Origin of the sequence: Halomonas sp. hl-4 (assembly GCF_900215475.1) — a bacterium.
Taxonomy (GTDB): domain Bacteria; phylum Pseudomonadota; class Gammaproteobacteria; order Pseudomonadales; family Halomonadaceae; genus Vreelandella.
Map to the genome: position 1 here is coordinate 1,877,912 of NZ_LT907845.1, position 23,134 is coordinate 1,901,045.

At 56.6% G+C, this 23,134-nt stretch carries 15 protein-coding genes; 11 read left to right on the forward strand and 4 right to left on the reverse strand.

Annotated elements, in window-relative coordinates; translation table 11 throughout:
- Positions 1–1,227, forward strand: coding sequence for a zinc metallochaperone GTPase ZigA (gene zigA, locus CPH17_RS09000; RefSeq protein WP_096299174.1), 1,227 nt, complete (start codon positions 1–3; stop codon positions 1,225–1,227).
- Between the two features lie 7 nt (positions 1,228–1,234).
- Here zigA and CPH17_RS09005 read toward each other — a convergent pair whose 3' ends face one another.
- Positions 1,235–3,244, reverse strand: a complete 2,010-nt coding sequence (locus tag CPH17_RS09005) for a RecQ family ATP-dependent DNA helicase (protein WP_096299176.1) — start codon at positions 3,242–3,244, stop codon at positions 1,235–1,237.
- Between the two features lie 172 nt (positions 3,245–3,416).
- On the opposite strand from CPH17_RS09005, the gene CPH17_RS09010 reads away from it, so the two are divergent.
- From CPH17_RS09010 to CPH17_RS09025, 4 genes are all read left to right on the forward strand, one after another.
- Positions 3,417–4,052 (forward strand): cyclic nucleotide-binding domain-containing protein, encoded by a 636-nt coding sequence (locus CPH17_RS09010; RefSeq protein WP_074397429.1) that lies wholly within the window; start codon positions 3,417–3,419, stop codon positions 4,050–4,052.
- A 114-nt stretch (positions 4,053–4,166) separates the two neighbouring features.
- Positions 4,167–4,925: a 3',5'-cyclic-nucleotide phosphodiesterase gene (locus CPH17_RS09015; protein WP_074397430.1), complete on the forward strand. Its 759-nt coding sequence runs from the start codon at positions 4,167–4,169 to the stop codon at positions 4,923–4,925.
- A gap of 108 nt (positions 4,926–5,033) precedes the next feature.
- Positions 5,034–6,458, forward strand: a complete 1,425-nt coding sequence (locus CPH17_RS09020) for a hypothetical protein (protein WP_096299178.1) — start codon at positions 5,034–5,036, stop codon at positions 6,456–6,458.
- Positions 6,459–6,467: 9 nt separating this feature from the next.
- Complete coding sequence (locus CPH17_RS09025; protein WP_096299180.1) at positions 6,468–8,165, forward strand: FecR family protein; 1,698 nt, start codon at positions 6,468–6,470, stop codon at positions 8,163–8,165.
- Positions 8,166–8,194: 29 nt separating this feature from the next.
- On the opposite strand, the gene CPH17_RS09030 is transcribed toward CPH17_RS09025, so the two are convergent.
- Positions 8,195–10,390 carry a CHASE2 domain-containing protein gene (locus tag CPH17_RS09030; protein ID WP_096299182.1) on the reverse strand — a complete coding sequence of 732 codons (2,196 nt, stop codon included), beginning with the start codon at positions 10,388–10,390 and terminating at the stop codon, positions 8,195–8,197.
- 219 nt (positions 10,391–10,609) lie between these two features.
- Here CPH17_RS09030 and CPH17_RS09035 point away from each other — a divergent pair, with 219 nt between their 5' ends.
- The 3 genes from CPH17_RS09035 to CPH17_RS09045 all read left to right on the forward strand — a co-directional run bounded on the left by CPH17_RS09035 (position 10,610) and on the right by CPH17_RS09045 (position 13,552).
- Positions 10,610–11,578 (forward strand): helix-turn-helix transcriptional regulator, encoded by a 969-nt coding sequence (locus CPH17_RS09035; protein ID WP_096299185.1) that lies wholly within the window; start codon positions 10,610–10,612, stop codon positions 11,576–11,578.
- Positions 11,579–11,846: 268 nt separating this feature from the next.
- Positions 11,847–12,632 (forward strand): hypothetical protein, encoded by a 786-nt coding sequence (locus tag CPH17_RS09040; protein ID WP_157742956.1) that lies wholly within the window; start codon positions 11,847–11,849, stop codon positions 12,630–12,632.
- On the forward strand, positions 12,629–13,552 hold the full coding sequence (locus CPH17_RS09045) for a LysR family transcriptional regulator (protein ID WP_074397436.1): 924 nt from the start codon (positions 12,629–12,631) through the stop codon (positions 13,550–13,552). The genes CPH17_RS09040 and CPH17_RS09045 overlap by 4 nt, the downstream gene beginning before the upstream one ends.
- A 1-nt stretch (position 13,553) precedes the next feature.
- On the opposite strand, the gene CPH17_RS09050 is transcribed toward CPH17_RS09045, so the two are convergent.
- Together CPH17_RS09050 and CPH17_RS09055 are read right to left on the reverse strand one after the other, a co-directional pair.
- Complete coding sequence (locus CPH17_RS09050; protein ID WP_096299189.1) at positions 13,554–14,444, reverse strand: hypothetical protein; 891 nt, start codon at positions 14,442–14,444, stop codon at positions 13,554–13,556.
- Positions 14,437–15,582, reverse strand: coding sequence for a phosphorylase family protein (locus CPH17_RS09055; RefSeq protein WP_096299191.1), 1,146 nt, complete (start codon positions 15,580–15,582; stop codon positions 14,437–14,439). Before CPH17_RS09055 ends, CPH17_RS09050 begins: the two co-directional genes overlap by 8 nt.
- Before the next feature lie 293 nt (positions 15,583–15,875).
- Here CPH17_RS09055 and CPH17_RS09060 point away from each other — a divergent pair, with 293 nt between their 5' ends.
- From CPH17_RS09060 to CPH17_RS09070, 3 genes are all read left to right on the forward strand, one after another.
- A complete protein-coding gene (locus tag CPH17_RS09060) occupies positions 15,876–17,135 on the forward strand; it encodes a hypothetical protein (protein ID WP_096299193.1) in 1,260 nt (419 codons plus the stop codon).
- A gap of 9 nt (positions 17,136–17,144) precedes the next feature.
- A complete protein-coding gene (locus CPH17_RS09065) occupies positions 17,145–17,519 on the forward strand; it encodes a hypothetical protein (protein ID WP_074397440.1) in 375 nt (124 codons plus the stop codon).
- Positions 17,520–17,708: 189 nt separating this feature from the next.
- Positions 17,709–23,063 (forward strand): MBG domain-containing protein, encoded by a 5,355-nt coding sequence (locus CPH17_RS09070; protein WP_096299195.1) that lies wholly within the window; start codon positions 17,709–17,711, stop codon positions 23,061–23,063.
- The last annotated feature ends 71 nt before the right edge of the window (positions 23,064–23,134 follow it).

Sequence of the window (23,134 nt, forward strand, 5' to 3'; positions counted from 1 at the left end):
ATGACTGCGTTCAGTCCCCTACCCGTTACTGTCCTCTCAGGTTTTCTGGGGGCCGGTAAAACCACCGTGCTGAATCATATTCTTGCCAACCGTGAAGGTCGCCGCGTCGCGGTGATCGTCAATGATATGAGCGAGGTCAATATCGACGGCGCTATGGTACGCGGCGTCCCTGGCGAACCAACGCCGGATGGCGAAGTGGCGCTTAACCGCAGTGAAGAGCGCTTGGTGGAGATGAGCAACGGCTGCATCTGCTGCACCCTGCGCGAGGATCTACTGGAAGAAGTCAGCCAGTTAGCTCGGGAAGGCAAGTTTGATTATTTGGTCATTGAGTCCACCGGCATTTCCGAACCGCTGCCCGTGGCGGAAACGTTTACCTTTGAAGATGAAAGTGGCCAGAGCCTTTCCCAGGTCGCACGGCTGGATACGCTAGTCACCGTGGTGGATGGCGCCAATTTTCTAGAGCAATATCGAGAAGCGCAGAGCCTAGCTGACGCCGGTGAAAGCTTGGGTGAAGACGATGAGCGCAATGTCGCCGACCTGCTGGTCGATCAAATCGAGTTTTGCGACGTGCTGCTGATCAGCAAGACCGACCTGATCGACGCAAAAGAGCTGGAAGCGTTGAAGGCTATCCTCCACTCGCTGAACCCAGACGCGGAGCTGGTACCCATCTCGCAAGGCAGCGTGGCGCTGGACAAAGTGCTGGATACCGGCAAGTTCAACTTCGAGCGCGCCCAACTGGCACCCGGCTGGCTAAAAGAGATGCGCGGCGAGCACGTGCCTGAAACTGAGGAGTACGGCATCGGCAGTTTTGCTTACCACGCCCGTCGTCCTTTCCACCCACAGAAGTTCCACGACCTGCTCAATGAGGAGTGGTTTGGTAAAGGGCTGCTGCGCTCGAAAGGCTTCTTTTGGCTGGCAACACGCCCACGCTACGCAGGCCAGTGGAGCCAGGCAGGCGGTATCGCCCACCACGGCATGGCCGGCGTGTTCTGGAAAGCTATCCCCGAGGACCAGTGGCCCGAAGACCCCGAGGTTCGCCAGTTCATTATGGACAAGTGGCAGGAGCCGTTTGGCGACATGCGCCAGGAACTGGTGTTTATCGGCCAGAGCCTCGACCAAGCCAAAATGCGCGAAGCATTGGATGACTGCCTGCTGAGCGAAGCAGAATTACTGGAAGGCATGGAGGCCTGGAAACAGCTGCCCGACCCTTTCCCCACTTGGGAATGATTCTTCGCTAACAGCCTGCATTGCCCAAATGCTGCGCGGCCCACTCACGCACTTTGGGGTAGGCGCGCTGCTCAAATACCGCAAAGCCGTTAAGGCTTCGCGCCTTGAGCGGGGTAAAGATCGGCATGGCTAAACCACACAGAAAGTGCGCCAGCAGCTGGGCATTGGGCGGCTGGCCGAACTGCTCGGTGTGGCGCTCGATCAGCGGCTTAGCGTAGCGCTGAAAATCGGCCGCCGTTAACGGTGGCTCGGGTGGCGCGTCCGTTAATCGCACGGGGTGGCCGTGACACACCGAGCAGTGGCCGCAGCGGCCCTGTTCAGTATTGGATGGGGTATCAAAGGTGTTGTCACCAAAATATTCGGCCAGTCGACGAGTGAGGCAGCTCTGCGACTCAAATAACGCCAGCATGGCCTGTAGCCGCTCGATCTCGGCGTGCTCCCGGGTCAGGCAGTCATCGTACAGCTGACTCGCCAGCGCCTCGAGGGGAAAATCAGGCTGGCATACCTCGTAGACATCGGTCATCCGCTTGCCTTCCAAGGTCAGCCAGCCTTTGTCCTGGAAGTACTCAAGGGCTGTGATCACTCGGGCGCGTGAGGCGTCAATTTGTTGGGCCTGCCCCGCGCTGTGCAGGCGGTCAAAATCCACCGTGCCCCAGGTGCGGGCGATGGGTATGTTGTCGACGATCAGGCGCACAAAGGCCGCCCGTTCGCCCTCGAAGCGACTCACCAGGGCATCAGGTTCGATGTGATAACGCAGCCGATACTCGGCGAGAAACGCAAAGCGCGGCGCAATCACGCCGCGCATTTCCAGCCGCACCAGCAGCGTTTTCAGCGGCAGCAGGCGTATGTTGGTGTCGCGGGAAAGGGTATTGAGCAGCACCTCCCACTGGTGATCCGGTTGACTGGCTGCTGCAGCGATCTCTTCCAGCAAGTGGACAATGCCTGCATATTCGGGGGTATCGCCGTAAACGAAGTTTTCCAGCACCCGCAGACCATCCCGACCGGCCAGGGTCAGGCAGGTGGAAGGCAGGCCGTCACGTCCCGCCCGGCCAATTTCCTGGCTGTAGTTCTCGATGGATTTGGGCAAATCAAAGTGCACCACGTTGCGGATATCGCCCTTATCGATGCCCATGCCAAAGGCGATGGTGGCCACGATGCAGGGCGACTCGCCGCTCATGAACTGGCGCTGGATCTCATCGCGCCGCTGAGAATCTAACCCGGCGTGATAGGCCTGGGCTGCGATTCCCTGAGCCGCTAGCGCCTTCGCCACCCGCTGGGCGGTTTGTTGCAGGGTAACGTAAATAATCGTCGGTGCTTCACAGCCAGACTGCATTTGCGGTTTAAGCCAGTTGATCAGCTGCTGCTGGCGGTCCTCCATGGCCGGCGACACCAGCAGCTCAAGGTTGGCACGGTAAAAGCCGGTGGTGATGACGTTTTCCGGCGCGATAGCAAACTTCTCGCCCATATCGGCGATGACGGTTGGCGTCGCCGTGGCAGTCAGCAGTAGCACCTGTGGGATAGCAAAGTCTCGCTGGTAGTCCGGCAGTTTCAGGTAGTCGGGGCGGAAGTTATGCCCCCACTCGGACAGGCAGTGGGCTTCATCGACCACCAGCAGCGAGATCTGCATCTGGCGTAGAAAGTGGCGAAAGCGCTCGTTCTTAAGTCGTTCCACCGAAATCATCAGGATTTTCAGCTCGCCGCGCTTGGCGCGCTCCATCACATCACGCGTCGTCTCTCGGTCCTGGGTGGAATCAATACTCGCCGCTGCGACACCGTGGCGGGTCAGAAACGCCAGTTGGTCCTGCATCAGCGCCAGCAGCGGCGACACCACCAGCGTTAAGTGGGGCAGATGTAGTGCCGGAAGCTGGTAGCACAGCGACTTCCCCGCGCCGGTAGCGAAAATCGCCGCCGTGGAGTGGCCATCCAACACCCTTGCCACCACCGCCTGCTGGCCGCCACGAAAGTCGTCAAAGCCGAATACGTCTTTCAGCGTCTGGTGCGGTGAGGCGGGAGACATAAGTAATCCTAAATTTGATCAGCGGTATTCAACGTGGCTATTTTGATACACCCAACCAGGATAATTCCATTATTAGAGGCGAGTAACTAAATTCGTTGCGATCCTCCTCATGTTTTTGTGTAGCATGGTGCCGCTTCTATGAAGTAGTGAGTTATATGGCTGTGGAGACAGGATGTTTACAATTGCGCTTTTTTTTATTGCCAATGCGCTGTTTTGTTTGGCGTATATTGTTCGCGATATGGCATGGCTACGCGCAATAACGATTGTAGCGGCGTTATCCACCTTGCCTTACTTCTATTTTCAAGCCTCCCCGCTTTACGGTGCTATGTCATGGCAAATCGCTTTTATTGTGATTAATACCGTCAACTTGACGGTATTACTGCTCCAGCGCCGTCCTATTAAGCTCACCGAAGAAGAGAAGTGGCTCCACCAGACAACCTTTTCGCTGCTTAAACCTCGCCGCATGCGCCGCTTATTACAGCAAGCAGAGCCCCATGAAATACAATCAGGCGAGGCGTTAATCGAACAAGGCAAAGAGTTGCGGGCGCTTATCATTTTGCTTTCAGGCAGTGCCAGCGTTAAGGTTAATGGCATCAAGCGCGCCACGCTTTTACCAGGCGACTTTGCCGGTGAAATGAGCTTTATTACCGGCAGGTTAACCAGTGCTGATGTCATCGCAGACCAGCCGGTACGTTACCTAATTTGGCCATCCTCGGTGCTTGAGCGCCTCTACCAACGTGACCCAGAAATGAAAAGTGCGATACAAAGCATTATAGGCTTTGATATGGCGTCTAAACTGGCTCGATAAGCACTTAACGCGTCAATAAAAACTACAAACCGTGTCGATATCCCCTGACGGCAACTAAAACACCATCTTCTACTGGCGTATATCGACCTCAACAAAAAATGGAGTGACAGCACCGTGAATGTCAACGCCCTTGGCGCTAGCGGAGGCCTCGAACCCTCCCGGGGGACTAGCGCATTCCTGCTCACCCCTACCACGCTGTTAGATGCGGGCACGGGCGTAAACCAGCTCGATCATGACCAAATTGGCAGGCTGAAAAGCGTCCTGTTGACCCATGCCCATATTGATCATATTGCAAGCCTGCCACTCCTTATCGACAGCCTATTTGAGACGTTTTCAGCTCGCCGCCAAGTCTTGACCGTTTATGCACTACCTGAGGTTATCAGGGCACTCAAAACGCATATTTTCAATCACGTTATTTGGCCTGATTTCACTCAACTCCCCTCACCAGAACACCCCGTGTTGCGTTACATACCGCTTGCCCATTGGCACCGGTATACGTTTGACGACAGCATCACCGTGACACCTTTTCCCGTTACCCATGGCGTTCCCGCCTGTGGTTACTGGGTGCAAAGCCCTACCGGCACACTTGCTTTTAGCGGCGATACCGGGCTTTCAGACACCACCATTCAATCGCTTAACCGGCTGGGCGCAATCGACACGCTGGTGATGGAATGTGCCTTCCCTAATCAGCTTGACCACCTTGCCGAATCGGCTTATCACTTAAGCCCACAGCGGCTCGCCGAAATATGTTGCCGACTGGCGACACCACCTCAAAAGCTATTGATCACCCACCTAAAACCGCAGCACCGCAAAACAATCACCCAACAGCTTCATGCCGAACTTCCCGCGGCACTGACGTGGCAGATTATCTGATAAGACCGCTACGGGAATACGCCACAAGTGTAACGCTGAGTGGAAGTCATTCCCTCTGCCAGCAAGTACCCTGGCATCAGTATTATCCCCAAGCAAACAGGTTAGCCGATGAAACCAATAACAGTGCGGCCTATTCTTCTCTACTGCCTGCTTGGTATGACACTGTGGCTGCTATGCACGCCCCGTGCTCTCGCGTATGAAGAAACACTACAAAGCGCTCGACAATTGCTTGACCAAGGCGATGCCCAAGCTGCCTACGCCAGCATGAAAGCAATCGAAGTTGATCATAGCAGTGAACCCGAATTTAACTACTGGTTAGGGGTATTAGCGCTGCGCGCCGATGACGTGACTCACGCCATGATTGCCCTGGACCGTGTGCTGATCTCCCAGCCAGAGCATGCGGGCGCGCGGATGGAACGGGTCGCTGCGCTACTGAAACTGGATCAGCGCCGTGCCGCCGAACAGGAAATTGAGCGCTTGGAAGACCTCTCACCTCCACCCGAGGCGCAAGCAGCTATTAGGCGTTTCAAGGGGGTCATTGAACAACGCCGCAGCGAAGAAAACGACCCACAGCATAGTCTGAGCGTAGGTGTCACGGTTGGCTATGACACCAATCCCCAGCGCTACAATAATGATATCGCGCTGGATCCCTTACCACCGTCATTGCGTAATGTGGTTGACCAACTCGTGGATAGTGGAGTGCTGGAACCCGATGACCCCGGCCAACTCGAAGACACCACCTTCGCCAGCCGCTCCAGCGTCTACCAGCGGCTTCAAACCAATTACCGTGGGCGCTTCCCAATTGACGAACGCTCACGTTGGCTGCTCGGCGCTACCGCACAAACCCAGCGCTACACGAACGATGCTGCAGAGGAAATGGACCTAACCCTTTTACAGCTAGCGCCTGGCTACCAGCAAGAACTCAGCAATGGCCACACCTGGACACTGCAACCCAGTGTATTGCAGGGCTGGGGCGGGGCTGAGCAAAACCCACTCTTGACCCGCTGGGGGCTTAGCGGCCGCTATAACTACACAGTGGCCACCGACAGTCAGCTCACCTGGCAGCTTAGCGCCCAACGCAACGACTTTGACAACGCGCTTAGCGATTATGACGCTGGCCGCCTGGGGATTGAGCTCACCACCCCGCTCACTCACGTTAACCTGCGCTGGCAGGCGCAGTTAGGCAAGGAATGGGCTCGCGGTTCAGGCGACCAACAGCGCGCGGGCGGCGACCTCCATCAATGGCAAGTGGGCATGGGAATGGACATTCCCATTGGCGAGCGCCAGCTAATACGCGGCGATGTCGGATACCGCCATCGAAACTACCAGGACGACGTCAACAACATTACCAGCCGCTACGAGCCAGCCCAGCGTGAAGAACAGATATGGGAGGCGCGTTTAAGCTGGCTCTACCAGTTCAACCCCCACTGGCTGCTAGAAACGTCTGCTGATTACGAACAGCGTGATGCCACCATCGAATTTTACGATTCAACCCGTCTACAAACGCAGATCGGCGTGCGTTATCTCTTCTAGGGAGGGCTTATGGCTCGTTTTACACAAAACTCCATTGCCCGCTGGGTATCACTCCACGCAACGCTTGGTAGCCTCATCCTACCGGTGACGGTAGTGGCCGACACCCCCGCCGGGCAGGTGATGTTCATTCACGGCGACGCCTCGATTGAGCGCGACGGAGGACGCACAGACGCTAAGCGCGGCGACGATATTTTCGCTGGTGATACCTTCCGCACCGAAAGCGCCAGCACGCTGCAGATTCGTTACAGCGACGGCGGTACCAAAGCGATCCAGCCAAATAGCACCTACACCCTGGAAAGCTACAACAAGGACGAAGAAAACCCAGACGAATCCGCACAAAGTGGTGAACTGCTACGTGGCGGGTTACGCGCCGTAACCGGTGCGATTGGACGTAATGCCCCCGAGAACGTCAGCCATAAAACACCGGTCGCCACCATGGGAATCCGTGGCACCAGCTTTCAACTTGTTCACGTACCCGATGGCGAAACGCCACCGTTACCCGGCATGGGCTCCGGCAGCTACTTATATGTTGAAAACGGTATGCTCTCAATGAGCACCGACGTTGGCGAGCGTATTGTACGCCCAGGGCAAGTGGTATTTTCCGCTGCTGCTGACGCAAGCCCAGAGCGACTGGCAAATGGCATTGAGATTTTTGAACAACTCGAAGAGCAGCGTAGCGACATCGACGAAAATGACGAAAGCGACGGTGCTCAGCAAGAGGGCGGCGATTCCCCCATTGCCAATACCACGCTAGATGCCGATACCGACGGCAGCAATTCCACCACGGGGACATTTTTCGACAATATTGCCTTGGCAACGACTGCTGATGAGCAGATCCAACGCGACCAAACCAATACTCTGGCCAGTCAACAAGTTGCCAATGCCAACACCACTATAGACGACATTGAAGACGAGATAGACGCTGAACCCGAGCCAGGGCCAGAGCCAGAGCCAGAGCCAGAACCAGAACCAGAACCAGAACCAGAGCCTGAACCAGAGCCAGAACCAGAGCCGGAGGTCTGGATCGATTTCCCTCCTACCACCGAAAACAGCTTAACGACGCTAATCGGCAGCGACCTGTTAAGCGGTTTTTACGAACAGAATACGTTCCCCACCGAGCAAGGCAGCCAAAGCGTAGTAGATGGTGAGGTGGTATGGGGCTATTGGGACGCCGAAACACCCGACCCCTTTGTCGAGGAAGATCAGCCCATAGGGATCAGTATTCCCTTTATTAGCGCTTCAGATGAGCTAGCCGATACGTTGAGCAATGAACTCAGCAGCCAGGCACTAGCGTCACTTAACGATCAGTTGGCCGACGGCGTCACCTTTAACTGGACAGGCGGCACAGGGCTTGTCAACGAAGCTGGCGACGACATAATTCCCATCCTCAGCGACAGCAACATCACTTTAGTTAGTAGCGGAGGCGAAAGCAGCCTAGCGGTTGAACTACAGCTAGAAGAATTTGGCGAACTGATCGGCAGTCAGGTCACAGAAGAAGGCAGTGCAACTTTCGATACCTTCCCACTCGACAACATCGACCTCACCCACGAAGGCTGCGATACCGACTGCTTTGATAGTGGTAGCTTGCAAGGCCAGTACATTGGTGAAGACGCCGCTGCCATCATGAGCCTGATCGAAGCCGTTGGTGGCGAACTCGGCAATTATAGCGGTACCGGGCTGTTGGAGCGCGAGGATATCACCCCTTAATCCAACAACCACTGACGTGCAAGAACCCCTTATTTATCAACGTGCGTCCAAACCCCGCCCCAATCGGGCGGGGGTGGGTTTTCTTTAAAGTATGCAATGCGTTGCAAATATAGCTGGGTGGGCGGGTCTTGCTGATCCGCTAACTCGGCAAACGCCGCCTGCGCTTTTTCGAATGCTGCTGACTGATAAAGCGCGACAGCTTCTTCAAACGCCGCCTGCCACTCACGCTGGCTCGGCGTTAATTCTCCCCATTTACCAATAGGTTCCAGTATCCAGACGGGAGCATCTCGACCTTTAACTCGTACTTTATCTAACCGGCGGAAGCACCAATTGGGCGACTGCTGCGCCGTTGCTTCGCTGACCAGCACGCTAACCCCATACGCCTTGGTCAACCCCTCCAAGCGCGAGCCCAGATTCACGTTATCGCCCATCACGGTATAAGCCATCCGAAAGCTGGAGCCCATGTTGCCAACACTCATTAACCCCGTGTTCAAGCCCACGCCCATGGACAGGGCTGGCTTACCCTCCTGAGTAAATGTCTGGTTGATATCATCAAGCGCCGCTTGCATGGCAAACGCTCCTTCAAGGGCATGCTCTGCGTGCCTGGCATCGTCAAGTGGTGCGCCCCAAAAGGCCATCATGGCATCGCCCATGTATTTATCGATGGTGCCATTGCAGGAGTGAATCGCTTGAGTAAGCGGCGTCAGTAAACGGTTCATGACACGGGTTAGCTCTGCCGGGGGTATCATTTCAGAAAACGCCGTAAACCCGCGCACATCCGAGAACAACACCGTCATCTCACGCTCTTCACCCTGCAGGCTCATCCCCTGGCCGCTGTGTACCATGTCATCCACCAATTTAGGCGGTATGTACTGCCCAAAGCGTTCGGCTACCCAACGTTTCTGCTGCGACTCACTTAAAAAATTCAGCGCCAGATGCCATAGCATTTGCAACACAAACAGCACCAGCAATGCCGCCAACGGCAGCGCCAGCCCCTGCTGCCAGGCCCAGAGATTCCCTCCCAACGTAATACCTAGCAGCCCGGCGCTAACCGCCAGCAGTGCGGGTGCATTCAAACGCGGGTACAAAAATGTCATCAGCGCGCCCAACAAGACCAGGCTCACCAGTTCGGCTCCGTCCACCCACGGCGGCTGCGCTTTAAAACTCTGGTGCAACATGCCCGCCAGCAGCGTCATATTCACCTCCGGCCCAGGGAAAACGCCGCCTACCGGCGTGGAACGTAAATCCATTAACCCAGGGGCCGATGCACCAAGTATCAGCGTTTTGCCTTCCAGGTCTTCAGGCTCAACGCGCTCGTTCAACACATCCGCTGCCGAGATATACTCAAAATGCCCGCGCTCGCCGTACCATGGCACCAGCGCCGCCCCCTCATTATCCACCGGAATCTCAAAGCCGCCTGCCTCAAGCGCCTCAAGCTGGGCGACACCCGCGCCCTCGCCCACCTGTGGTTCAATGGTTGGATTACCTATCATTGCCATCAGCATGGCCAGCGGCAGGCTCGGATAGAGCTCGCCCTCCCAGCGCTGCAATAAAGGTACCCGTCGAAATACACCGTCTTCGTCCACCCGCGGATTATCAAAAAAACCACCGCCCATGGCGCTTTGCTGCAGTTCGGGAAGATTGCCGGTAAACCGCTCTGGCTCCGGTACTGAAAGCGAATCGCCCCCGTTCACCTCTACAGGTGTGGGCAGCTCACCCACAGGCGGCGGATCATCTTCCGCCGCGCTAGCCTGAAAATAGTGCCCCAGCACTACTGGGTAATTGGCCAACGTGTCAGCCAACACCGCGTCACCGCTTTCCGGCGGTGAGCGCTCTTCAAGTTCGGGATAATCGCTTACCAACGCTTCCCAAAATTGCTCCAGCACCTGTCCTTCCGGCTCGGCGAACACAATGTCCACCCCCAATAGCCCCGCGTCGTAGGTCTCAAACAGCGTTTCCACCAACTCCGCAATGACCGTACGCGGCCAGGGCCACTGGCCCACCTCGTAAAGGCTGCGTTCATCAATGTCGATAATCGCAAGCGATGGATCGGCCTCTTCGCTCAGTGTGGCTCGCACACGCGCATCATACGTCTGCCACTCCAAGCGTTCTAGAAAAGGCAACGGCAGCCACCCCACCAGATCCAGCAAAAGCGCCACCACAATGGCAGCGCCTCCCCCCCATTGCAGCCACCGCCAGCGTTTTCTGTCATTGACCCTTGCCATGAATCCAATCCTGTTTGCCTGGTGCTATTACGTCGTGGTGCTTCACTATTTTATGTTTCAAGCATCCACTCATATTCACCATGAACGATCGTATTGTTTATCTACTTATGGTTAGTTTCTGCACGGTACGCTTTTTTATAAGGTGTTATGTTTACTTGTTTTCAACGTTCTTAATGCTTATTAATGAGGCTAACGCTTCTAATAACGCACTTTACCACCATGGCTTTTTTTTCATTTTCAACCGAAGACTATGCACCCAGCGAACGCCTGGAGGCAGCCCAAGACATCTACAGCGCCATGGCGCAGGTGCAGCTTGACGCGCCAAGAAAGCAGGTGCCGCATGTTGAAACACGCATCAAGCTGCTGCCGGGGATTTCCATCGCTCGGGTCACGGCATCGTCACTACATGCGGCGCGTGAAACCCCTCAAGTTGCCGATGGCAATGATGACATTACGCTTTTAATCCACCCCGGAGGCCCGGGTGGCTGGCTCTCTCACCTAGAAGCCCACGAGTCTCTGGCCTGCACGCCGGGCAGAGCGCGCGTCGTCTACAACCATCAGTCAGGTAGCGTCGACTTTCACGGCGAGCGTGTCAACTTCCTGAGCGTCGCATTTTCACGCGCGCAACTGGCGCCGCTGCTTGGCGACATGGACCGCTTACCCAAAAACCTGCTTTCACCAGGCGAACCGCTAAAGCATCTCACTCAACTCTCACTCGCACTGACAAAACAGCCCGAGACGCCTGATAATCAACCCACTTCCCAATTGACAAGACAGCTGCTTGATCTTGCCTGCCTAGCGTTAGGCGCCACGCCGGAGGCAAGCGAACATGCCCTGCGTGGCGGCTTGCGTGAGGTGCGCTTAAAAGCCATCAAAGCCGATATCAATGTGCACGCACGCAGCGCCATCACTCTAGAAGCCCTCGCCAAGCGACACTCGGTATCGCCAAGCTATATTCGTGCCCTGTTTCACCACGAAGGTACGTCCTTCACCGATTACCTGGTTGAGCAGCGACTTCAGCGTGCCTTCAGTGCGCTGACATCCCCGCAGGCAGCGCCGCGTTCGGTGAGCGATATCGCCTTGCATTCGGGCTTCAATCACCTTTCCTGGTTTTATCGTGCTTTCAAGCAGCGCTTTGGGGTTACGCCAGGCGAAGCACGTGCTTTGATTTTGCCCTCCCCCCCCTGATTTCTTGTGGATGAACCCCGCACAAGTGTAATGCTGAGTGGAAGTGGTTCCGCCTACCAAAGCGTAGGCTTGGAGGCAATTGTTACGTACAAGAGGCTTAACAGTGGCAGATGGCACCCAGTTCGAATCCAAACAGTTCGATGTCAACAACTGCAATTAAAATTCTGATTTAAGAGATAATTACACTTCTTTTTTGTTTTAAACCTGCCTCATGAATAAGCCAAGGTAGTAACCCGTCCATGTGGTTGATAAGCAGGGAGAGAGTAGAGTGATGACAACCGAAATGCAGACGATGCGGGCTGTGCGAGTGTGGTTGGGCTATGCCCTGCCGGAATTGGCTAGTGGTACTGGGCGGGAACGTTTTTACCAGCAACTGGGGGAGGTTTTTATCCCCGCCACCGTACAGTCGATGGCCCCTCAAGGCCTGCAGGCCTATGTACCTTCGGTACTGCCATCCAGCCACCATCCCAAAGTGCCGGATGAAGTCGCGCTGGTGTTTTATCCCAGTCGCCAGTGTTACCAACAAGCCAGCCATGCCACCGTGGCAGGGCGTGGGTATGGGGCTCTACACAGTACTGTGTTCAGTTTTCAGGCCCAGCAAGGCCGCCCTGCCAGCCACAGCGATTTCCCCGCGCCCTTCAATGGTCAACCAGAGCAGACAGGCCCAGTGCAGTTATTCGACTCCGGGGGGAATTGGCAGCAGGGGGAAGTGTTCAGCGAAGTCTGGCTACGTCACGGGCAAAGCGTAGCAGCCTTCCGGCGAGAGATATGCGATGCGATGACCATCCTGCTTGCCCGGCCACTGAAAGAGTTGCTGGGCGTTTTTTACTATCAGGATGACAATTTGTGTGTTGTCTGGTCTCATTGGCAACGGCACGGTCGAGTGTTGCAGACTAATGCTATTGGCGAATTGATTTGGGCCGATAGTGCCGTCTCGGTAGCAGTGCCTCATTCTCCATTTGCCGCTTATCCGGGCTTGTCGGTAGGGCCAGGAAGTTCCTTCAATCTACAATTTTCGCTGTCACCAGTGACCAATGCAGGACACCCTTCATGAGCTTTTCCAATCAGGATTTTATGCTGCTGGATCAGCGACTGTTCAAAGCTTTCATGGCAGCAGCCCAGACCCAAAGTTTTACCCATGCAGCCACCCGCGCCCACATGACTCAGTCCGGAGTCAGTCAACATATAGCCAAACTGGAAGAGCAAATTGGCGTGACCCTGTTCAAGCGTATTGGCAAGAAAGTTCTGCTCACCGATGCCGGTAACGCTTTGATGTATTACGTACGCCAGCAGATCTACAGCACTCAGCAGTTCATGGATAGGGTGCACGCTATGGAGTCGCGAGTAGCAGGATTAGTTTCCTATGCGATGCCGCCTAGTTGCCTGATGTCGCCGCATTTCCCCATGCTGCTGGAGCGACGCCAAGCCCACCCGGATATCGAGCTGAACATCACACTTACCTCCACCCAGGAGGTGGTGCGCATGCTGCTGGCGAATCAGGTGGATTTCGGTTTCGTCACGGAAGATAACAATCATCCGCTGTTGCGTTATAAGTTATTCTGTCAAGAGGAGTATGTGTTGGTATCCTCAGACCCAGCGCTATTAGAGGAGTTGACCGACAGGTCGATCCTAGAACAGCGTTTCATCTGGTACCCCGGCTCCAGTTATTATTATGATCGCTGGCTCAAGCATGTTTTTCCCGAGCGCTCCAACCTCAATACCTATTCCTTGACGTTTGCCGGAGAAATAAATTCCATAAACGGCGCCATCGACATGGTAGCCGGTGGGCTGGGGATGGCGGTGATCCCCAGCCACTGTGTGGCATCCCTGCTCGAGCAGGAGCGGCTATACCGTCATCAGGCCAGTCAACCGCTGCTTAATGATATCCATATCATCACCATCAATGATCATGAGTACCCGCGTCGGGTTGAGCAGGTGATCGAGTGGTTCTTCGATATGGTGGCCGATAAATAAATCAGTCGTACAGTGCCAACAGTGATTTGCCGTCATCGAACGAAAGAGTGATCAAATGCGAGTATCCCCGCCCGGCTTGCACCTGAGCTTGCTGTTGCCAGCCCTGGCAATCGCTGTGGAAACGGTTAACGACCAGTTGGCCATTGTCTGCTCTATATCCTGCAAAGCCGGGGCCTTCCAGTAAGGCGAGCGTCGCTGCCGCGCTGGTTTCCTGAGGCAAAGGCAGGCCGGTGCCTACCGGGTGAGATCCCTCGACAGGGTCATCCATATAGTGGTCGATATTGACCGCCTTGTAGGTAGGGTTATGTTTAAAGAAAAAATTCTCGCCGCCGAATTGGAAAAAACAGAAATTCTGCCAGCCTTTTGCCCATCCACCTTGCCATAACTTCCTGATGCTCAGCGGGGCCTCGGGTGGCACTTGAACACCATAGATCCGACTGGTTCCGGTATCGGCGTTGTAACCCATAAACAGGCACTGATCGCGATAACCAAAAGCATGAACAGTGGTGAAGCCCGCAGTGGTATCGCCATAGGTACGTTGATAGCGATAAAGGTGCTGGAAATCAGTGTCAGTGACTCGGAAAAAATCGAGAATGCCCTCGTCCCGAGTGTAGGCCAGCAGGTGTGGCTGCCCACCCAGCAGGAAGGGGCTTAGGGTCTGGTAGGCCAGATTCACGTTGATCTCCACCCTCGGAGTAAAGCCCAAGGTATCTGGGTTCAGCGTCAACGCGGCCAGCCGCCCCTGGGTGCTGCTGACGAATAGCTCGCAGCCGTCACTCGCCAGGGCACTAGTCTGATTAAGAACATCGACCCCAGTAGGGCTAACTGGGGCCAATCGGTACTCGTTGCGTTGTGTCTGGGGGGTAAGCAGGTACCAGCTAAGCTTAGTCATGGTGCGCCTCCTTGCGATCCGCCTCGGCAGCTAGCAGAGCCCAAGTGGCCAGGGCGCCGTTGTAACTGGTGTATAACCCATGCTCCTGATAGATGTAGCCGGCCCAACTGTCCTGTAGGGAATCCGGTAGCTGGCCATTGATGACCGGGTCGGACACATTGCGTACGAAACCGTAGGCCACTTGGTGCTTTTTGCAGGCCATGCCGACCACTGCATCGTCCATTTCAACAATGCAGCCATACTGTTGCAGGCCGTTAGTGGTGGTGCCGAACAGGAAGGTGTCAGTAGTAATGATGGGCTGATCGGTGACCACCTTGATGCGGCTGTTCGGCGCATCCGGGCTGATATGAGCATCAGCGGGGTACTGAGGACTCACTGGCAAAATTTCCGGGCCGGAGACCTGTATCACTCCCTCCTGAGCCAGGGGCAGGTAATGCTCACCAGGTTGCCATGAAGACTGCACCGTGGTGCCGTTGAAATCCGCATTGGCAAAATGCTTCAGGCAGTGGAAATAGGCCTGGTTGGTAATCAGGGCAGAGCCAAGAGCATCTTCCTGGCGCACGCCGCCGGCGGTGCCGATGGAGAGCACTAGCCGTGGCTGAGCTTCCCGACAAAGCTGGTCGACCAGTTGGGTCAGGGGCAACTCGGTGCCGTCCTGGGCCAGGTGCATACCCGATTTCACCAGCAACACTTTCAGCTCACCGATGGTTACCATCCGCACGCTGCCCCACGCCTGGTCATACAGGGAGGGGGCACCGCCCTGGTAGGTTTTCGACACGTCCACCATGTACTGATGAATCTGGCAGTAATTACGCTGGTATTCTTCCCAGCCCTGACGCCAGTCGTGCCCCTTGGCCTGGGTCGGAGTGAGCGATTCGCGGTAATTGGTCAGCACCTGATTCATGGCCGCCCACTCTGCACTTGTCCAGGTGATCACCGCCACATCCGCTTCAGGAAAGGGGGAATTGGCTTGCCAACCTCTGAGGGGTAACACGGCGGGGATACGGTTGTTTGCCACGCCCAGTGTCTGCCAGTCCACAGGTGGCAAGGCGTGCTCGCTGGTGATAGGCAGGGCTGCCAGCCGTTGGGCGTTAAGCAGGGTATTCGGTGACGCTGCAGATAACTCCGGGATGATCATGATGGCATCCTTTTTAATGATGATGGTAAGACAGCAGCCTACTCAAGGCGAGGTAAGCGGTTTGGCTTAGCTTATCTTTATACTAAACAGTGTTTTCATCATTAAAAGGGGTTAGTCATTATGGATGATAATAGTGATTATCACGTTGCATAATCCATGTCTCATGATGACAACCATCAGCAGTCATAATTTCACTGAGACTATTTCTTGCTCAACACTGATATCGCCGATTCGCTAATCGGCGACCTACAAGGGCATAACAGTGCCCCTTAACCATTATCAGGAGCAAGACAATGAGTGAAATGACCAAGACGCTTTGGAGCCAATTTATGACCGCCTTCAGTGATCAGATAAAGATCGAAGGCGTTCCGCAAATGCTGACCGGGCCGCAACCCTGGAACTGGGGGGGCAAAAACCCTCCCATGGGCTCCGTGCCGTATCAGCAGGTTCAATTCCTCAACATCGTCCCCACCAGCCCGCTGGTGGATCCGAATGACTATGGCATGAAGCAAGGTTTTGGTGACCAATACAAGATGTTTCTGAACTTCTTGATGGCCGATGGCGGCGATGAGGGGCAAGCCCTGCAACAGAAGATTTCTGACGCGTCCCATAACCTGTTCCAGATCCAGTCGTCGGTAAATGTGGCCTACCAGAACTTCAAGCAACAGACAGGCAGCACCGAGTCTTATAAAGACTGGCTGGATAACGAGGGACTCGCCTCAGCAGCCCAGGTCAAACAAGCCAAGCAGCAACTGGAGGCGGCCAATGCCAATTACAAAGAGTACATGAAAAAGCTTAAGGGACCGATCAGTGATGCTGTCAAACGTTATGATGACAACCTGTCCTCGGTAGTGGGGCAGGATGGCAACATGATCAAGGATCAGTCCGTCTTCGAGATAAGCGAGACGCCCTGGGAATACGTCAATCGAATTACCGGCAATAACTTTGGCCACAAAGCCAGCAAGGGCTCCAGCAAGACTTTCTCCATCGACTCTTCCACCCGCCACTGGTCTGACAGCACTGTTTATAGTGAAGATGAACTCGGTGGCCTATTTGACTTCTTTGGCTTTGAAGCCGCTGGTGAATACAAGAAAGTCTCCACCAAACACTTCTCCAGCCAATACGATATCACTTTCACATTCGAAGATGTGTCTGTGGTGACGGTGACACCGGGGCAATGGTTCAACGCGGCCATGCCCACCAACTACAAGAACGGTCCTTTCGTGTCAGGCCATTCCGGTTTTAAGAACGGTGATGACATCTACTACTTCGGCAAGGGTGGCATTCTGTCCCGGCTGGTGTCGCAGATGATCGTCGGTTACCGGCCCACCATTACCATCAATGCAGGCAGTGAATTCGCCAAACAAGTGAAGGAAATCATCAAAGGCGAGGGCGGCTTCTTCATCGGGCCTTTCGAGTTCGGTGGCGCCGGTGGTTCCGACAGTAACAAAGGCACTGTGGATGTGGATGGCCAAACTATCACCTGCACGTCCAACAGTGACTGGGGGACGGTGATTGGCCTCGGTACCAACTGGGTGGTAAGCCCACAGTAGGAGATCATCATGTTACAGGTGCAACAAGGGGATTGGATTCCAAACCGCTACCCCAAAATGACTGCCTCTCAGCAACACGATGCCATGCTCGCCATTGATGCCATCGACTTTGCCGATGTGTGGCGAGACTCTGGTAGCATCAGTAAACGGGGCGAAATGCGCGTGGATGTGCAGGGGCGGGCAGGTAGCCAGCAGCAGAACTTGCAGGTGCAGCTCAATGACATTAAGGGCAACAGCACCGTTGCGTGTGCGCTGGTAGCCGACTCTGTGGGAGAGACTAGTATTGAGGCACAACAGGTCTATGCCTTGCGAAAGGTTAAGAATGCGCTGTTCAGCAGCCTCAATGACGGTCATATCTACAGTGTATCGGGCTCGCCCACTTGATAGGGATTGGCATGGCGAAAAGGCTCCGCATGGAGCCTTTTCTTTTTATTGTGGCTCACCAATCGTGTTTAAACCTCACTAATCACTCAAAAAATAAAGTTTTCGTGGAGTGTAGCGCTGAGTGGAAGCAGCCCCCTGTGCCAATGCGTAGGCTGGTAAAAAACTACTACCTATAAAGGCCAGGGGAACATGAATCGCATCTATCGCACCGTTTGGAACGCGGCCAGAGGCCAGTGGCAGGTCGCACCGGAAAACGTCAAGCGTCACAGCAAATCATCCGCCTGCCGCTCACACACCATGGGTACCATGGCGTCGCTCGCGGTTGGGAGCATTCTTCTCCTGCCCCTTGGTGCCTTGGCCAGCGGCCTCCCCTCGGGTGGGGAAATCCGCGCCGGTAGCGGTGATGTCGAACAATCCGGCAGCGAGATGCGCATCAATCAAGACTCTGATCGCATGGCGATTGACTGGGACGACTTCTCGGTGGACGAAGGCAGCCGGGTTGCCTTTAACCAGCCCGGCCGCGACGCTGCCGCGCTCAACCGGGTGACGGGTGATCAGCTCTCGCAGATTCGCGGGGCCATCGAGGCCAATGGACAGGTTTTCCTGGTTAACCCCAACGGCATCGTGTTTGGCGATACCGCCCAGGTGGATGTCGGCGGGCTGGTCGCCTCCACCCTGGACATCAGCCCCGACGATTTCATGGCGGGCGACTTCACCTTTGAGGGCGACAGCAGCAGCGCGATTATCAACCAAGGCAATATCCGCGCCGGTGACGAAGGCTACGTGGCGCTGATCGCCGCCGAGATTATCAATGAAGGCAACATTAAAGCGCCCCGTGGCGATGTAATGATGGGCGCGGGTAGCCGTGTGACCCTGGACATGGGCGGCCCGATCAAGATTGAGGTCGAGGAAGCCCTGCTGGATACCTACATCGAGCAAGGCGGCGCTATCCAGGCCGACGGCGGCCGGGTGTATCTGACCGCCAAGGCGGCAGGCGACTTGGCTGCCAGCGTGATCAACCACACCGGCACCACCCAGGCCCGCACACTTGCCGAAAACGAGCAGGGCGAAATCTGGTTGATGGGCGACATGGACAACGGCGAAACCCAGGTAGCCGGTACGCTGGATGCCAGCGCACCGGATGGTGGCGACGGCGGCTTTGTGGAAACCAGCGCGGCCAAGGTCAGTATTGTGGACGAGGCCACCGTGACCACGAGAGCCGACGAGGGCCAAACCGGGGAGTGGTTGATTGATCCGTATGACTTCACCATTGCGGAAAGTGGTGGCGACCTCACCGGCACGGCGCTTTCCACCGCGCTGGGTAATAGCGATGTCACCATTGAAACGACTGACTCAAGTGCAAGCTGCACCGGTGTGACCGGGTGCGGTGGCGGTGATGACAGTGGCAACGGCGACATCTTCGTCGACGACACCGTCACCTGGGACACCAACACTCTTACCCTCTCGGCTTACCGCAACATCGAGATCAACCGTGAGATGACCGCCACCAGCGGCGGCGGGTTGGCGCTGGCATATGGCCAGGGCGCCACCGACGGCATCATAGACGGCACCGAGGCCACCTATGCCGTCAACGCCCCCGTGAACCTTCCGGCCGACGGCAGCTTCTCCACAAAGCTTGGTAGCAATGGCGCCACGGTCGACTACACCATCATCACCGAGCTGGGGGATGAGGGCAGCAACACCGGCGACGACCTCCAGGGCATGCAGGGCGACCGGAACGGCGACTACGTCCTCGGCGCCGACATCGACGCTTCCGATACGGAGAACTGGGACGGTGGCGCCGGCTTCGAGCCCGTGAGCGAAGGTAACATTGCCCCGTTCACCGGCACTTTCAACGGCCTGGGCCACGTGATCACGGGTTTGAGCATCGACCGGGCGTCCACGGATTACGTCGGCCTGTTCGGATATGTGAATGACGGTACGGTTCGTCACGTCGGGCTGGAAGGCGGCAGCGTGACCGGGAATCGTAGAGTTGGCGGCCTGGTGGGCTACAACGACGGCACCATCAAGAACGCTTACGCCACCGGGGACGTGAACGGGGCTGATTCCAGCGTCGGCGGCCTGGTGGGCTACAACGACGGCACCATCAAGAACGCCTACGCCACCGGGGACGTGAACGGGGATGGTTACGTCGGCGGCCTGGTGGGCTACAGCTCCCAAGGCGCCATCGAGACCGCCTACGCCACCGGGGACGTGACCGGGGCTGATACCGGCGTCGGCGGCCTGGTGGGCTACAGCTCCCAAGGCGCCATCGAGAACGCCTACGCCACCGGGGACGTGACAGGGAATGGTAATGTCGGCGGCCTGGTGGGCTACAGCGGTGGCACCCTCGAGACCGCCTACGCCACCGGGGAGGTGACCGGGGATAGTTACAATGTCGGCGGCCTGGTGGGCTACAGCGGTGACACCCTCGAGAACGCCTACGCCACCGGGGACGTGACCGGGGATAGTAATGTCGGCGGCCTGGTGGGTTACAACAACGCCACCATTACCGCCGGCTTCTGGGACACCGACACCACCGGCCAGACCGACGGCATCGGTGCCGACAACAACGACCAGTCCGGCAACGTCACCGGCCTTACCACCTCGAAGGCCCTGACTGAGAGTGAATACGGTGGCCTTGATTTCGACAACGACTGGTTCATGGTCGATGGTGACACCCGCCCCTTCCTGCGCAGCGAGTGGTCCTCCACCATCCGCAACGCCCACCAACTCCAGCTCATGGCCATGGACCTGGACGCCGACTACAAGCTGGCGGCGGATATCGACCTGGCTTCGGCGCTCTCGAACAAGGCCGGCATGTGGGCCACCGACGCCTCGGACGCGGACAACATCGACGGGGCCGGCTTTGCGCCCATCGGCGAAGGGTCGCCCACCGGCGATGGAGACACGGAGTTCACCGGCACCTTCGACGGTCGGGGCCACACCGTCAGCGACCTGACCATCGACAGGCCGGACACTGATTATGTCGGCATGTTCGGCTTTGTGGAGGGCGGCACGGTTCGTCATGTCGGGCTGGAAGGCGGAAGCGTGCGCGGGGGGGATTCTTACGTTGGCGGTCTGGTGGGCATAAGCGATGAGGGCACCATCGAGAATTCTTACGCCACCGGGGATGTGGACGGGAGTTCTGAGGTTGGTGGCCTGGTGGGCTACAACAGCGGCACCATTGAGAACGCTTACGCTACCGGGGACGTGGTCGGGGACGACCAGGTCGGTGGTCTGGTGGGCATGAATTATGAGGGCACTATAAGGCGCGCCTATGCTACCGGCCCCGTAGATGGGGATAAATGGGTAGGTGGACTGGTGGGCACCAACCAAGACAATATCAGCGTTATAAGCAATGTCTATGCCACTGGCGAGGTGGCTGGGAGCTCCATTGTCGGCGGCCTGGTGGGTGGTAATTTCTTAGGTGCCACTATCAAAAATGGCTACGCCGCCGGGGCTGTGGCCGGATCCGAAGATGCCGGCGGCCTCGTGGGCAACAACGGGGGTGGTGAGCTTTCCGCAAGCTTCTGGGATACCGACACCACCGGTCAATCGGATGGAATTGGTGACGACGACAACGACCAATCCGACAACGTCACCGGCCTGACCACTGCCGTGATGAAAGACCCGTTCAATTTCATAGACGGCGGATGGGATTACGCCGGCACTTGGGGAAAGTCGGCGAGTGGCAACAATGACGGCTACATGGTCCTCAAGCCGCTGGACGACACCGCCTATGATCACTATGTCCACCTGAGTGACACCGATACCAGCAAGACTTACGGGGCCAGCGACCGTACGCTGAACACTGTCACCCTGGACGGCCCAGGCTCCGATAATGTGACCCTGGAATTCAACAACACCAAGGACACCGGCACCTACGCCTATGATGAATCCGACGTGCTCGACCTGCAGCTCAATAGCGGGAGCGAATCGGATTATTACTTCGAATATGGTGGCGGTGAACTCACCATCGATCCCCGCCCGCTGGACGTGGACGGCAGCCGCACCTACGACGGCACCAACGATGTGGCTGCGGACGATCTCACCCTGGGTAATCTCGCCGCAGGCGAGAGTCTGACGCTTTCCGGCACCGGGACCGCTGACAGCAAGAACGCCGGCAAGCGCAATGTGGATACCAGTGGCCTGACGCTGGGCGACGATACCGGTGAAACCGGCAACTACACGCTCAGCGGCGGCACTCACACCGTCACCATCGACCCGTCCTCTTTGACCGTCACCGCCAACGATGACAACAAAACCTACGGTGAGGATGACCCCACGCTAACCTGGCAAGTTTCCGATGGCAGCTTGGTAGGCGACGACACCCTCACTGTCGATCTAACCCGCGAAACCGGTGAAGACGTCGGCAACTACGACATCAGCGCCACCGATCTGGCCAACGGCAACTATGCGATTACCGCCCAGGATGGCACCTTCACCATCGACCCCCGTGCGATTACCGTGGCGGCCGATGACCGGAACAAAACCTACGGTGAGGATGACCCCACGCTCACCTGGCAAGTTTCCGATGGCAACCTAGTGGGCGACGACACCCTCACTGGCGATCTAACTCGCGAAGACGGTGAGGACGTCGGCAACTACGCCATCAGCGCCGCCGATCTTTCCAACGGCAACTATGCGATTACCGCCCAGGATGGCACCCTCACCATCGACCCACGCGCGATTACCGTGGCGGCCGATGACCGGAATAAAACCTACGGTGAGGATGACCCCACGCTCACCTGGCAAGTTTCCGATGGCAACCTAGTGGGCGACGACACCCTCACTGGCGATCTAACTCGCGAAGACGGTGAGGACGTCGGCAACTACACCATCAGCGCCGCCGATCTGGCCAACGGCAACTATACGATTACTGCCCAAGATGGCACCTTCACCATCGACCCCCGTGCGATTACCGTGGCGGCCGATGACCGGAACAAAACCTACGGTGAGGATGACCCCACGCTCACCTGGCAAGTTTCCGATGGCAACCTAGTGGGCGACGACACCCTCACTGGCGATCTAACCCGCGAAGCAGGTGAAGACGTTGGCAACTACGACATCAGCGCCGCCGATCTTTCCAACGGTAACTACGTGGTTACCGCTCAGGACGGCGTTCTCACCATCGACCCACGCGCGATTACCGTCAACGCCGATGACCAGCGAAAAATCTACGGTATGGGTGATCCTGAACTAACCTGGCAAGTCACAGAAGGAAACCTGATCGGTGATGACACACTTTCTGGTGATGTCACCCGCGCGACAGGGGAAAGTGCTGGTAACTACACCATCAGCCCGACGGACTTAGCCAACAGCAACTACATCGTTACTTCCCAGAACGGCACTCTCACTATCGATCAGGGGACCAATATCGACGCGGCCGTCAATCAGGCGCTTAAATACGCATCTCCTACTGACGAAGAAGACCGACTGAGGCGTGCCAACGGGTTACCGCAGGGGCTCTCACCCTCCATGCCGCCTGCAGGTATAGAGATAGTGGCGGGCGGGATCAATACTTCCATTGATAACGAATAGATGCGGCCGACTAATGCCTTCCAAAAACAATGACAAGTGTAGCGCTGAGTGGAAGCAGCCCCCTGTGCCAA